Source organism: Streptomyces sp. NPDC096324 (genome assembly GCF_044763015.1).
In the GTDB taxonomy this organism is placed as follows: Bacteria; Actinomycetota; Actinomycetes; order Streptomycetales; family Streptomycetaceae; genus Streptomyces.
The window spans coordinates 88,713-101,376 of record NZ_JBIWFK010000023.1 but is presented as its reverse complement, the minus strand read 5'-3'; the positions used below and the strand labels follow the sequence as shown (position 1 = coordinate 101,376).

At 69.4% G+C, this 12,664-nt stretch carries 13 protein-coding genes; 10 read left to right on the top strand and 3 right to left on the bottom strand.

Annotated elements, in window-relative coordinates; genetic code table 11:
• The first annotated feature begins 108 nt into the window (after nt 1-108).
• The 9 genes from ACIQ7M_RS38545 (at nt 109) to ACIQ7M_RS38505 (ending at nt 8,123) form a co-directional block, all read left to right on the top strand.
• Nucleotides 109-753, top strand: coding sequence for an HAD family hydrolase (locus tag ACIQ7M_RS38545; protein ID WP_403653157.1), 645 nt, complete (start codon nt 109-111; stop codon nt 751-753).
• Between the two features lie 134 nt (nt 754-887).
• Entirely contained in the window at nt 888-1,619 is a 732-nt protein-coding gene (locus ACIQ7M_RS38540; protein WP_403653155.1) for a VC0807 family protein, read from the top strand.
• 162 nt (nt 1,620-1,781) lie between these two features.
• Nucleotides 1,782-3,011, top strand: coding sequence for an MFS transporter (locus ACIQ7M_RS38535; RefSeq protein ID WP_386989220.1), 1,230 nt, complete (start codon nt 1,782-1,784; stop codon nt 3,009-3,011).
• Nucleotides 2,962-4,134 carry an acetoin utilization protein AcuC gene (locus tag ACIQ7M_RS38530; protein ID WP_403653152.1) on the top strand — a complete coding sequence of 391 codons (1,173 nt, stop codon included), beginning with the start codon at nt 2,962-2,964 and terminating at the stop codon, nt 4,132-4,134. The genes ACIQ7M_RS38535 and ACIQ7M_RS38530 overlap by 50 nt, the downstream gene beginning before the upstream one ends.
• A gap of 76 nt (nt 4,135-4,210) precedes the next feature.
• A complete protein-coding gene (locus ACIQ7M_RS38525) occupies nt 4,211-5,026 on the top strand; it encodes a phosphatase (RefSeq protein ID WP_355773055.1) in 816 nt (271 codons plus the stop codon).
• Between the two features lie 129 nt (nt 5,027-5,155).
• On the top strand, nt 5,156-5,365 hold the full coding sequence (locus ACIQ7M_RS38520) for a helix-turn-helix domain-containing protein (RefSeq protein WP_093781815.1): 210 nt from the start codon (nt 5,156-5,158) through the stop codon (nt 5,363-5,365).
• 142 nt (nt 5,366-5,507) lie between these two features.
• A complete protein-coding gene (locus ACIQ7M_RS38515; RefSeq protein ID WP_003948845.1) occupies nt 5,508-5,606 on the top strand; it encodes a 30S ribosomal protein bS22 in 99 nt (32 codons plus the stop codon).
• Between the two features lie 391 nt (nt 5,607-5,997).
• Nucleotides 5,998-7,059 carry an NAD-dependent epimerase/dehydratase family protein gene (locus ACIQ7M_RS38510; RefSeq protein WP_355773053.1) on the top strand — a complete coding sequence of 354 codons (1,062 nt, stop codon included), beginning with the start codon at nt 5,998-6,000 and terminating at the stop codon, nt 7,057-7,059.
• A 14-nt stretch (nt 7,060-7,073) separates the two neighbouring features.
• A complete protein-coding gene (locus ACIQ7M_RS38505; RefSeq protein WP_355773050.1) occupies nt 7,074-8,123 on the top strand; it encodes a lysophospholipid acyltransferase family protein in 1,050 nt (349 codons plus the stop codon).
• Between the two features lie 104 nt (nt 8,124-8,227).
• On the opposite strand, the gene ACIQ7M_RS38500 is transcribed toward ACIQ7M_RS38505, so the two are convergent.
• From ACIQ7M_RS38500 to ACIQ7M_RS38490, 3 genes are all read right to left on the bottom strand, one after another.
• Nucleotides 8,228-9,460, bottom strand: a complete 1,233-nt coding sequence (locus ACIQ7M_RS38500; RefSeq protein WP_355773047.1) for a DUF5667 domain-containing protein — start codon at nt 9,458-9,460, stop codon at nt 8,228-8,230.
• 254 nt (nt 9,461-9,714) lie between these two features.
• Nucleotides 9,715-10,485 carry an ECF subfamily RNA polymerase sigma factor, BldN family gene (locus ACIQ7M_RS38495; RefSeq protein WP_355773044.1) on the bottom strand — a complete coding sequence of 257 codons (771 nt, stop codon included), beginning with the start codon at nt 10,483-10,485 and terminating at the stop codon, nt 9,715-9,717.
• A gap of 605 nt (nt 10,486-11,090) precedes the next feature.
• Nucleotides 11,091-12,032, bottom strand: coding sequence for an HAD family hydrolase (locus ACIQ7M_RS38490; RefSeq protein ID WP_386988196.1), 942 nt, complete (start codon nt 12,030-12,032; stop codon nt 11,091-11,093).
• A gap of 195 nt (nt 12,033-12,227) precedes the next feature.
• Between ACIQ7M_RS38490 and ACIQ7M_RS38485 the strand changes: the two genes are divergently transcribed.
• The gene (locus tag ACIQ7M_RS38485) at nt 12,228-12,518 is read left to right on the top strand and encodes a glutaredoxin family protein (protein ID WP_355767663.1); all 291 of its coding nucleotides are present in this window, start codon (nt 12,228-12,230) and stop codon (nt 12,516-12,518) included.
• Nucleotides 12,519-12,664 lie beyond the last annotated feature (146 nt).

The window sequence follows — 12,664 nt, the reverse complement described above, 5'->3', positions numbered from 1 at the left end:
CTGCAGGGGGGACCCTGTGGGAGAGTAGGACGCCGCCGAACAAATTTTGAGAAAACCCCCGGACCGGGGATACCGGTCCGGGGGTTTTCTGCGTTTAGGGTCTTTGTTATGCGTTACGACCTGATTATTTTCGACAATGACGGCGTCCTCGTGGACAGCGAGCCGATCTCCAACACTCTCCTGGCCGCCTACCTCACCGAACTGGGGCACCCCACCTCGTACGAGGACTCCCTGCGTGACTACATGGGCTCCGCGATGCACCGCATCCACGACCTGGTCCTGGAGCGCACCGGCCGGCGGCTGCCGGACGACTTCGACGACGTCTTCCACGCGCGGGTCTTCGCCGCATTCGAACGGGAGTTGAAGCCGGTTCCCGGGGCCGGCCAGGTGCTGGAGAAGCTGGCCGCGGACGGAGTGCCGTACTGCGTGGCCTCCTCCGGGAGTCACGAGCGGATCCGGGTCGGACACCGGACGACGGGGCTCGACCGGTGGTTCGACGAGGACCGGATCTTCAGCTCGCAGGACGTCGGGCGGGGCAAGCCGGCCCCGGATCTGTTCCTCCACGCAGCCGAGCGCATGGGCGTACGACCGGAGAGGTGCGCCGTCGTCGAGGACAGTCCCCTGGGCGTACAGGCGGCCAACGCGGCCGGGATGGACGTGTACGGGTTCACCGCCATGACACCGGCCGACCGGCTGACCGGCGCCACTCAACTCTTCGCCGACATGGGGGAGTTGGCTGACCTGCTGGTATGACGGTTCCCATCGGCGGACGCTGACATTTGTCATGCCGAGCTCCGGACGATCGTTTCTGTCGGAGGGCGGGGTCCGACCGCGAAGCTGAGTACATCGAAACGGGACGTACACAGCTACGACGGAGGGACCCGATCATGAGCATCACCGCCACCGAGATCAGCACCGGAGCGACCGCCGGCGCCGCCCGGACGGAAACGGCCACCGCACCGGAGACCGCCGGCCCCCGGCCGAGCTTCCTGCCGCTGATCGTGGACGTGGCGGTGCCCGTCGGGTCGTACTACCTGCTCAAGAACGGGTTCGGGATGAGCACGATGGCGGCGCTCGGCTGGAGCAGCGTCGTGCCGGCCGTGCGCACCGTGTGGAGCGTGGTGAAGGAGCGCAAGGCCAACGCCCTGGCCGCGCTGATCCTGCTCGTCAACGTGGTGGGGCTCGCGCTCAGCCTCGTCGCCGGTGACCCGCGGCTGATGCTGGCGAAGGACAGCGGGGTCAGCAGCGTGATCGGGATCGGTGTCCTCGTGTCCGTCAGGCTCGGACGGCCGATGATGACCCAGGGGATGAAGCCGTTCCTCGTGAAGGGCGACGTGGCGCGGGCCGCGGCCTGGGACCGGCTGGTGGCGGGCTCGGAGGCGTTCCGGAAGGCCGAGCGGACGTTCTCGCTGGTGTGGGGCACGGTCCTGCTCAGTGAGTGCGTCGCGAAGGCCGTGGGCGCCTACACGCTGCCGATCGACACCATGGTCTGGCTCGGCACGGTCGTCACGATCGCGTCGATGGTCCTCGCCTTCCTGCTCAGCGGCCGCTTCGCCGTCGTCCCGATGCAGAAGATGCTGGAGCACGAGGTCGCCGCGGAGGCCGGGAAGCAGAGCTGAACGGCTCCGTACGGAGGACCTCGTACCCCGCGCGGAGGACCCGGACGGGCCCTCCGCAAGGAGCTCGGCGGTCCCTCCCCACCCCCACCCCCGAAGAGCTGAGCAAAATTCATCTTCGGCTTGATCTACCCACCGGTAAGCCGGGGCCCTACGCTCGCCGCCATGACAGATGTGCTGCGGCGCGGTAGGGCCTCTTTGGCGTTCAGCTTCTTCGCTCAGGGTGCCGCCTTCGCGCTGCTCGTGACGCGTATCCCGGCCATCCAGGACCGCTACGGGATCTCCGACGCGCTCCTGCCGGTGTTCCTGGCGGCCGTCCCGGTCCTCGCCGGGCTGGGCAGCGTCACCACCGAGCATCTCGTCAAGCGCATACGCCCCAGCCAGATCCTGCGGTGGTCGCAGCCGGTCGTGCTGCTGGCCCTGCTCGGTGTCGGCGCCGGCGACCAGCTCGTCGAGGTGGCCGTCGCCCTCGGCGCCTTCGGCCTCGCGGTCGGCGCCCTGGACGCCTCGATGAACATGCTCGGGGTGAGTCTCCAGCGGTCGTACGGGCGCAGCATCATGCTCGGCTTCCATGCCACGTACAGCCTGGGCGGGATCGTGGGCGCCTCGCTCGCGTGGGCCGGGGCGCACTGGCATCTGTCGCTCTTCGTGTCGTATCTGCCGGCGGTGCTGATGCTGTTGCCGCTCGCCCTGGTGGGGAGCCGGTGGTACGTCGACGGGGGCGCGGCCGCGGAGGCGGACGGGAAGGAGGACGCGCAGGCAGGTGCGGGTGCGGGTCCCCTCGTCTTCAAGCTCCTGCTGCCGCTGTGCCTGGTGATGACGTTCGCCTACATCGGGGACTCGACGGTCTCCAACTGGAGCGCGAAGTACCTCAAGGACGTGCTGGGCAGTTCGGAGCAGATGGCGACCGTTCCGTACAACGTCTACATGGTGATGACGCTGGTGGGGCGGGCCGTCGGAGACCTCGGGGTGCGGCGGTTCGGTGCCGTGGCGGTGGTGCGGCTGGGTGCCGTGGTCGCCGCGCTCGGGTTCGGAGTGGTGGCGGTCGCGCCCGGGGCCGGGGTGGGCATGCTGGGGTTCACGCTGCTGGGGCTCGGGCTGTGCGTGATCGTGCCGCAGACCTTCGCGGCCGCCGGGCGGCTGTTCCCGGGGGCGTCGGACACGGCGATCGCGCGGCTGAACATCTTCAACTACGTCGGGTTCCTGATCGGGTCCCCGTTGGTGGGCGCGCTGGGTGACGCGTGGAACTACCGCGGGGCCATGCTCGTACCGATGGTGCTGGTCCTGGCGACCCTGGGGTACGCCCGGTCGTTCGAGGCTCAACCGGACCGATACGGTGACGTGCATGAGCGGCCGCGCACAGCTGATGTGGGACGAGGCAGTAACGGGGTATGACTTCGGTCCGGACCATCCGATGGATCCGGTCCGGCTCCGGCTGACGAGGGGGCTCGTCGACGCCTTCGGGCTCGACCGGGACGTCGACGTGGTCGCGGCGAAGCCCGCCGGGGATTCGACGCTGCGGCTGGTGCACCGCGAGGACTACGTGGCGGCCGTCAAGGCGGCTTCCGCGGATCCCGCGTCGGCCGACCCGGCGTACGGCCTCGGGACCATGGACGATCCCGCGTTCGCCGGGATGCACGAGGTGTCCGCGATGATCGCCGGGCAGTCGGTGGGAGCCGCGGAGGCCGTGTGGCGCGGTGAGGCCCTGCACGCGGTGAACTTCGCGGGCGGGCTGCATCACGCGATGCCCGGCGCCGCCTCCGGGTTCTGCGTCTACAACGACGCCGCTCTGGCGATCGCCCGGCTGCTGGAGCTGGGCGCCGAGCGGGTCGCGTACATCGATGTCGACGTCCACCACGGCGACGGTGTCCAGGCGGCCTTCTGGGAGGATCCGCGCGTCCTGACGATCTCCCTGCACGAGCATCCGCGGACACTGTTCCCGCAGACCGGGTGGCCCGAGGAGACCGGGGCGGGCAGCGCGGAGGGCACGGCCGTGAATCTCGCGCTGCCGGCGGGTACCGGGGACGCGGGCTGGCTGCGGGCGTTCCACTCCGTGGTGCCCGAGCTGATCGCCGACTTCCGGCCGCAGGTACTGGTCACCCAGCACGGCGCGGACACCCATTTCGAGGACCCGCTCGCGCATCTGGCCGTCTCGCTCGACGCGCAGCGGGCCGTGCAGGTCGCCTGTCACGACCTGGCGCACACGTACGCCGACGGGCGCTGGGTCGCGCTCGGGGGTGGCGGCTACGCGGTGGTGGAGGTCGTGCCGCGTTCGTGGACGCACCTCGTGGCCGTGGCGGCGGGCCGTCCCGTCGAGCCGGAGACGGTCGTCCCGGAGAGCTGGCGCCAGCAGGTCTTCGCCCGCACACGGCAGTTGGCGCCGATGCGGATGACGGACGGACGGTGGCCGGTGTCCTGGAAGGACTGGGAGTCGGGGTACGACCCGGCGGACCGCCTCGACCAGGCGATCGTGGCGACACGCAAGGCCGTGTTCCCCCTGCGGGGGATGCTCCCGTAGGGAACATTAGCCCAACTGTGGGGCGTATTCCGCATTGTGGGCATAAGGCATCGGTGCATGCGTCAGCATCGCTGACGTGTTGAGCACCGGAGCTTTGCGCGCACATCTGCTGGCCGCCCGGCTCGCCGGACCCGTGGCCACGTCGCGCGAGGAGAGCCTGCGCAGCTACCGGCTCTTCGCCGCTCGCGATCCCCGTCTGCTGCTCGGACTTGATCCCGAATGGTCGTGGCGGCAGCGGGATCTGATCGAGTTGATGGCCGACAAATGCGGAGTCTCGGCTGATCCGTCACACACTTCGGGGCATGATGTGATCGACCCGGAGCGGACCCTGGCGGCCCTCGACGCCTTCGCGGAGCGGCTCGGCGAAGCCGCCCGGCGCCGTCACCCCGTGCTTCTCGGTACGGGTCACCCGCACCGTCTGATCGATTTCTACGCCGCGCTCGCGGACGCCCTGTCGGCGGCGGGGTGTGCCGTCCTCACCCCCGCGCAGGGTAGCTCTATCGACATAACGACCCGGTTCGGCCTACGCACATACAACCTCGACTACGTACAAGGTGTCGCGCTGGTGCGCGAACCGGAGGCCGGGGACGCCGGTCGTGCGACCGGCGCACACACCCATTCACCCCTCCCGGTCAGGACCGTTCTGGCGGCCGCCGCCGAGGCCGGCGGGCCCCTCCCGGAACTGGTCATCGGAGACCACGGATGGGTCTGCGGGGCAGGTCAACTGGGGTTCGAGGCCATCGGTCTCGCCGATACGGACGATCCCGCGCTGTTCGTCGGAGAGGCAGAGGGGCGGGTGTCCGTCGTCGTTCCGCTAGATGACGCTGTGCGGTCTGATTACTACCGACCGCTTACTCGCTATGTACTCAATCGAGCGTGTCTGTCACAGTAGGCGGCCGATGGCATCCCCTCTTCCCCACTCGCATCACCCGCCCCTACATTGGGGAGTGAGTGCGCAACGACGAAGAGTCACCGGAAGGGGAAGCCGGTGGCCGTCGAGTGCGGAAGGTGCAGGTGTGACATGGCTGCAGGCGAGAGGCCTCTGAACGAGGTCCAGTTCCTTACCGTGGCGGAAGTGGCCTCGGTGATGCGAGTGTCGAAGATGACCGTGTACCGCTTGGTGCACAGCGGTCATCTGCCGGCGATCCGGGTGGGGAGGTCCTTCCGGGTGCCGGAGCAAGCGGTTCACGAGTACCTGCGTGAGAGCTACGTGGGGGTGGAGACCGCCTGACGGCGTTCCGGGAGACCGTTCGCGATCTCCCGGAATCACCTCGATTACGACCTCAGCTCTCGGACGGGTAGGCTGGCCCCTCATAGGTCGTGTGGGCCCATGCAGCCCAGCACCGAGTAAAGAGAAGTGAGCGAGGGTAGTCGTGGGCTCTGTTATCAAGAAGCGGCGCAAGCGGATGGCGAAGAAGAAGCACCGCAAGCTGCTCAAGCGCACTCGCGTTCAGCGTCGCAACAAGAAGTAAGCGACGCGCGGAAACGCGTACTGTGGCCTCTCACCAGCGGGTGGGGGGCCACAGGCGTATCCGGTCGGGAAAGGGCGCACGCCCGTCGGCCGGGGCCCTGAGGCGGCGACAGGGGACTTTCGGCGCGACGGTGGCCGGGCCGACTTCGGCCCGGTGGCGGCCGCGCCGAGGAACCCCGAAAAGTCGCTCGACCGTCGAACGTCTTCGGCCACGCGGGCCCCGCGCGGCTGTGGGCCGAATGGCTGGGTCTGGTCGCCCGTCCATGGCTGTCGTCACTTCGTGCATCGGGCGGTCATCACAGCGCAACATCGACCCGCTAAGTTGGCGCACACGGGGAACGCGGCAGGTACGAGCGGAGCTACGTCCAGATTCTGGAAGGAAGGCGCTGATCTTGGGGAAGGTCGTGCTCGTGACCGGGGTGGCCCGGCAGCTCGGGGGCCGGTTCGTACGACGGATCCAGCGTGACCCGCAGGTGGACCGGGTGATCGCCGTGGACGCGGTGCCGCCCGAGCACCACATCGGCGGCGCCGACTTCGTGCAGGCCGACATCCGGCAGCCCACCATCGCCCGGGTGCTCGCCGAGTACTCCGTCGACACGGTCGTCCACATGGACGTGACGGGGACGGCGCTGGCCTCCGGCAGCCGGACCACGGTCAAGGAGACCAACGTCATCGGCACCATGCAGCTCCTCGGTGCCTGCCAGAAGTCCCCGACGGTCAAGCGGCTCGTCGTGAAGTCCAGCACGAACGTCTACGGCTCGGCGCCGCGCGATCCCGCCGTCTTCACCGAGACCACCTCGCCCAAGTCGCTGCCCAGCGGCGGCTTCGCGAAGGACACGGTCGAGGTCGAGGGCTACGTGCGCGGCTTCGCGCGCCGCAGGCCCGACGTCGCCGTGTGCGTGCTGCGGTTCGCCAACATCCTCGGACCGAGCGCGGATTCGCCGCTCGCCTCGTACTTCTCGCTGCCTGTGCTGCCGACGGTGTTCGGCTACGACCCGCGGCTCCAGTTCGTCCACGAGAGCGATGTCATCGAGGTGCTGCGGCTCGCCGCGCACGAGCCGCAGCGGGGCACGCTCAACAGCGGCACGTTCAACATCGCCGGGGACGGCGTCCTGCTGCTCTCGCAGTGCGCGCGGCGGCTCGGCCGGCCCACCGTGCCCCTGCTGCTGCCGGCCCTCAGCTGGGCCGGCACGGCCGTGCGTACCCTGGGGGTGACGGACTTCTCGCCGGAGCAGTTGAGGCTGCTCACGCACGGCAGGGTCGTCGCGACGGTCCAGATGCGCGAGACCCTGGGCTATCAGCCGAAGTACACGACGGCGGAGACCTTCGCGGACTTCGCCCAGAGCAGGGGTCCCGGACTCCTGCCCCCGGAGGCCCTTGCGGGGGCCGTGGACAAGATCGCCGCACTGTCTCTTCCGGGCGGCGGCCACCCCCCGACGCAGAGCGCCAACTGAGGAGCGCATCAACGATGGCGGACGCCAAGGTCATTCCGTTCGACGACGACCGCTCGCGCGGGGCTGCGGTGCAGCGCCCGGCGAGGCGCCGGGCCGCGGGGAGCCGGCGCAAGGGTGAGCCCGTGGTCGTACGCGAGGTCCAGCCCCTGCCCGGACGGGCCCTCCCGCAGGATGATGTTCCCGTGACGCAGGAGGAACAGCCGCCCCAGCAGGGCGGTACGGGTACGAGCCTGGAGCAGCGCATCGCGGGAGGCCTGTCCTTCCTGCGCCGCAGGCTCACCGGCGACTACGAGATCGACGAGTTCGGCTACGACCAGGAGCTGACCGACCAGGTCCTGATGTCCCTGATCCGGCCGGTGTACGAGAAGTACTTCCGCGTCGAGGTGAAGGGTGTCGAGAACATCCCGTCCGACGGCGGCGCCCTGATCGTCGCCAACCACTCGGGCACCCTTCCGCTGGACGGCCTGATGATGCAGGTCGCCGTCCACGACAACCATCCCGCGAACCGTCATCTGCGGCTGCTCGCCGCCGACCTCGTGTTCATGCTGCCGGTCGTCAACGAGCTGGCCCGCAAGGCCGGTCACACCCTGGCCTGCTCGGAGGACGCCGAACGGCTGCTGGAGCGCGGTGAACTGGTCGGGGTGATGCCGGAGGGCTTCAAGGGCATCGGCAAGCCGTTCAGCGAGCGCTACAAGCTCCAGCGGTTCGGCCGGGGCGGCTTCGTCTCGACGGCGCTGCGCGCGGGCACCCCGATCATTCCGTGCTCGATCGTCGGGGCGGAGGAGATCTACCCGATGATCGGCAACGCGAAGACCCTCGCGCGGCTGCTGGGATTCCCGTACTTCCCGATCACGCCGACCTTCCCGTGGCTGGGCCCGCTCGGCGCGATCCCGCTGCCCACCAAGTGGACGATCCAGTTCGGCGAGCCGATCCGCACGGACGGCTATCCGCCGGAGGCGGCCGACGACCCGATGCTGATGTTCAACCTGACCGACCAGGTCAGGGAGCAGATCCAGCACACCCTGTACAAGCTGCTGGTGCAGCGCAGGTCCGTTTTCTTCTGATCATGCAAATACGATTCTGTTGATCATGTCCTGATATGCCGGTACGTCGATGGGGGCGCCCTCCCCGAGGAGGGCGCCCCCATCGACGTACCGCGGTGGTCCGGTCAGTCGCTGTCCTGCGTGTCGATCCCCAGGCCCGGCAGGAGACCGGGGAGCAGGGGCGGCAGGGTGACGTCGGGTTCGCTCGTCGCGCTGCCCTTGCCGCCGGCGCTGGACGACGGGGTGGAACTGGTGTCGTCCTGCGGCGGGTCGAGCAGACCGCCGGTGCTGCCGCCGAGCAGGCCCTCACCACTGCTGCCGGAACTGGACGGCTTGGGCTTGCCGCTGCTGTGGCTTTCGCCCGTGGAGCCGCTGCTGGCGCTGGGCGCCGGAGTGTCCGTGCCCGGCGAGCGGGTGGACTCCTCGCTCTTGCCCCGGTGACGGCCGGTGCCCTCGGGGGCGGGCGTCCTGGGCAGCAGCGAGCGCAGCGGGTCGACCTCTTCGTCTATGGCTTCGAAGACCGACGAGACCTGGTCACTGACGTCACCGAGCTGCACGGGCAGCCGGTCGCGCAGGGCGCCCCAGGCCTCGCGGTGGGACTGGGAGAACGCGGACAGCGTCTGGATGGGGCCCAGTGAGCCGTCCCGTTCGTACGCCTCGTGCAGCAGCCGGTGGCCCTCGGAGGCGTCGTGCTGCATGCCGGACAGGGCTCGGCGGATCTCGCCCAGGGACTCGTGGTCGAGGTGCCCCGAGCGGCCCCGCTCCATCAGCCGGCGGGCTTCGCTCAGGCGGTTCGAGGCCTGGTCGAGGTAGAGCTCGCCCCGGTCGCTGTCGCCGTCGGCCAGCCCCAGCTTGATGTCCTCCATGCCGCGCTTGAGCCCGTAGAGCGAGTCACCGGGCAGGGCGTCGGAGCTCGCGGCGGCCACACCGCCGAAGGCTCCGGCGGCCACACCGACGGTGAGCCCGCCCGCGGCCAGCCCCTTGGACAGCCGGGACCGGGGCCGGAGCTTCCCCAGTCCGGTCGCCCGGTGCGCGCCCTTGGCCCGATGGGACCGCTGCCCGGGCAGAGCGCGGTCAGGACCCTCGCCTCCGGCAGCCGTGCCCTCCAGCAGCATGGCCTCCATCGCGGCGACGAGCTGGGCTCGCTGCACGATCTTGACCTCGGGGTCCAGCTCCGGTTCGGGCAGCTCGCCGAGACCGGTGGCGAGGGCCAACAGCAGCCCTTGCTCGGTCTGTTCCGCAGCAGCCCGGGACGGTGCCGAACCATCCGGCTGCTCGGCCGCCGTGCCCTGGTCGATCTCCTCCAGGGCCTGGGCGAAGGCGTTCGCCCGCCGGTGTGCCGATACGTTCGCGATCACTGGCGGCACCTCCTCTCGTCATGACGGTCGACTCCCCAGGGGGTCCTGAGGGTTGCACCCCCTGGCCGTGTGCACACGATCGGGTGATCGGCGCTGGCCAAGGCGTGACCACAGGGAGCCTGTATCCCGCACAACGAGTGTCACGGCACTTCGGTTACGGACGACTGATGCACAGACCGCGAAGTCAACAGACTTTTACGGAAGGTGAGTTGGACGTCGCAGAGCGTGCGGGGCCCCTGTGGTCGAAAGCGGGCTCAGCGCACGTCGTCGGGCAGGAGCCGGGCCAGCGTGCGGACGGCCCGGTACTGGAGGGTCTTGATCGCACCCTCGTTCTTGCCCATCACCCGGGCGGTCTCGGCGACCGAGAGCCCCTGGAGGAAGCGGAGCGTCACACACTCCTGCTGCTGGGGGTTGAGCCGTCGCACGGCCTCAAGGAGCGCGGCATTGGAAAGGGACTCCAGGACGGAGTCCTCGGGGGAGCGCTCGACCTCGTTGGCGTCGAGCATCTCCCCGGTGGTCACTTCCAGCCGGAAGCGGCTGGACTTGAAATGGTCGGCCACCAGGTTCCGGGCGATGGTCACGAGCCAGGCGCCGAAGTCGCGGCCCTGCCAGGTGAAGGTGCCGATCCGGCGCAGCGCCCGCAGAAAGGTCTCACTCGTGAGGTCCTCGGCGGTCGCCTTGCTCCCGACCCGGTAGTAGATGTAGCGGTACACGGTGTCGCTGTACTGGTCGTAGAGGCGTCCGAAGGCGTCGGCCTCGCCGGCCTGGGCGCGCTCCACGAGATCCATCATCCGGGCGCTGTCGCTGTCCGCGGCCGGACGGCGTGCGGTGGTGGCCGAGCCCGAGCGGCCCCGCCTGCCGACCGTCGCGTTGCCGTCGGCCAGGGCATAGCAAGGTCCGACGGGCGCGGCGAGGGCGAAGGCGGGGACGGCGTACGCGGTGGGGACGAAGCCGCGCAAACGGTCCAGGACCGTTGCGCGCAGCGTAGCCAGGCCCGAGGCGTCAACCCCGACGTGTGAGTACACGGGACTCCCAGAGGCAGAGCTTCCATCACGTGCAGTGCGGGACCTTTCACCCGTCGTGACGACGGAGGGGTACCGGTTTGCGTCTGAGGAGAATAACGCTTCGTACAGGCAGCACTACACCCAGTTGCTAAAATCATCGATTACGACGCTTTTGGCACGGATCGGTGCCGGTTCAAGTATCGATCGGTGACCGCTTGTTGATCGCATCGGTTCGTGTTCCGCCTGAGTGCAGGGCGTGTTGTGCCCGCCTGCGGAGAGCGCGACTGAGTCGCCCAAGACGTGGGTAGGACCATGTGATTGCCCGCGCGGCGCGCGGTCCCACCCCAGGTCCGGACAGGTTTTCGCCCCCGCCGCCCCTACCCGTCCCACCCTGGGGCTCCGCCCCGGACCCCGCTCCTCAAACGCCGGAGGGGCTGGATCTTCCCGGCCGGAGCTGAAACTTTCCACGACCCGCAGCCGGGATCCGGCGCGAGGGGACGTGCCGGTACATCGATGCCCGTCGCCACCGACGGTCACGTCTCCGTCCAACGGCGACGGGCTGATGCACCGGCACGGCCCCGACCCACCCACCGACCGGACCCGCGAAAGCCGCAAACGGCGGCGAACTACCGCCGGCGACGGTGCAGCGCGATCGCGGCCGCCGTGCCGCCGGCCACCGCCCCGACCCCGGCCGCGGCGGGAATCCCGACCTTCGCGGCCTTGCGCGCGGTGCGGTAGTCCCGCAGCCGCCAGTCGAAGTCCCGCGCGTGCTTGCGCAGTTTCGAGTCCGGGTTGATCGCGTACGGATGCCCGACCAGCGAGAGCATCGGAATGTCGTTGTGCGAGTCGCTGTACGCCGCGCAGCGCGACAGGTCCAGGCTCTCCGCGGACGCCAGCGCCCGTACGGCCTCCGCCTTCGCCGGCCCGTGCAGCGGCTCGCCGACCAGTTTGCCGGTGTAGATCCCGTCCACCGACTCAGCGACGGTCCCCAGCGCGCCCGTGAGCCCGAGCCGCCGCGCGATCACCGTGGCGATCTCCACCGGCGCCGCCGTGACGAGCCACACCTTCTGACCGGCGTCCAGGTGCGCCTGGGCGAGCGCCCGGGTCCCGGGCCAGATCCGCTCGGCCATGTACTCGTCGTAGATCTCCTCGCCGATCGACATCAGCTCGGAGACCCGGTGGCCCTTCACGATGGACAGCGCGGAGTCACGCGCCTCCTGCATGTGCTCGGGGTCCTCGACTCCGGCCAGCCGGAACCACGCCTGCTGCCAGGCGAACTTCGCGAGGTCGCGGGTCTCGAAGAACTTCCGCTTGTACAGCCCGCGTCCGAAGTGGAAGAGGGCGGCACCTTGCATCACGGTGTTGTCGAGATCGAAGAACGCGGCGGCCCTGTCGTCGCCGAGCACCGGGAAGTCGGGTTCCTCCACGGCGTCCGGTGGCGCCAGTTCTTCCAGTTCCTGCAGTTCCTGCGAGGACTTGCGCGCTGCCTCCGCCGAGGCCTCGCCTGCCAACACGCTCCGCGCGGTCGCGGAGCGCCTACGGGGAGTGAGCCATCCGAGAGCGGCCATGTCGTGAGCATAGCCAGTCTGTTCAGCGCTTCCGGAGTCGACAGGATTCGGTGCTGTGAACTCTCCGCGGCCATGCCGTTAAACGAGCGCTCCCGCGCACCGCACCCGCGGCGCGTCGGACCGGCGCGCGGCCCTGCCGGCCGCGTGCCGGGCCGGGGGTCCCCCCGAGGTGTCCGGGGCGGGAGAATGGCGCGTATGAGTCCCATCTTCCGGCGCAGCGACCGCCGTACGGAGACGAAGACGCCCGCGGATCACCTGGTCACGCTGATCAGGAAGCCCGGGTGCCATCTGTGTGATGACGCACAGGAGGTGATCGAGAAGGTGTGTGCCGATCTCGGGGTCCCGTGGGAGGGGAAGGACATCACCGAGGACGAGGAGCTGCACCGCCAGTACTGGGAGCAGATCCCGGTCGTCCTGGTGGACGGCGCCCAGCACACGTTCTGGCGCGTGAACGAGGAACGCCTTCGCAAAGCCCTCACGGGGTGAGCCGTGCCCGGTGGGGCCGGGGGTGCCCGTGATGTATCCCGACTTGTGACCTGCCTGAGCAGTCCAAAGCGTCCGGAAAGTCGCCTAGGATCGACGGCGATTGGTCTCGGGGGCGGGATTCGTTGAGGAGAGTGTGCGGTTTTGCC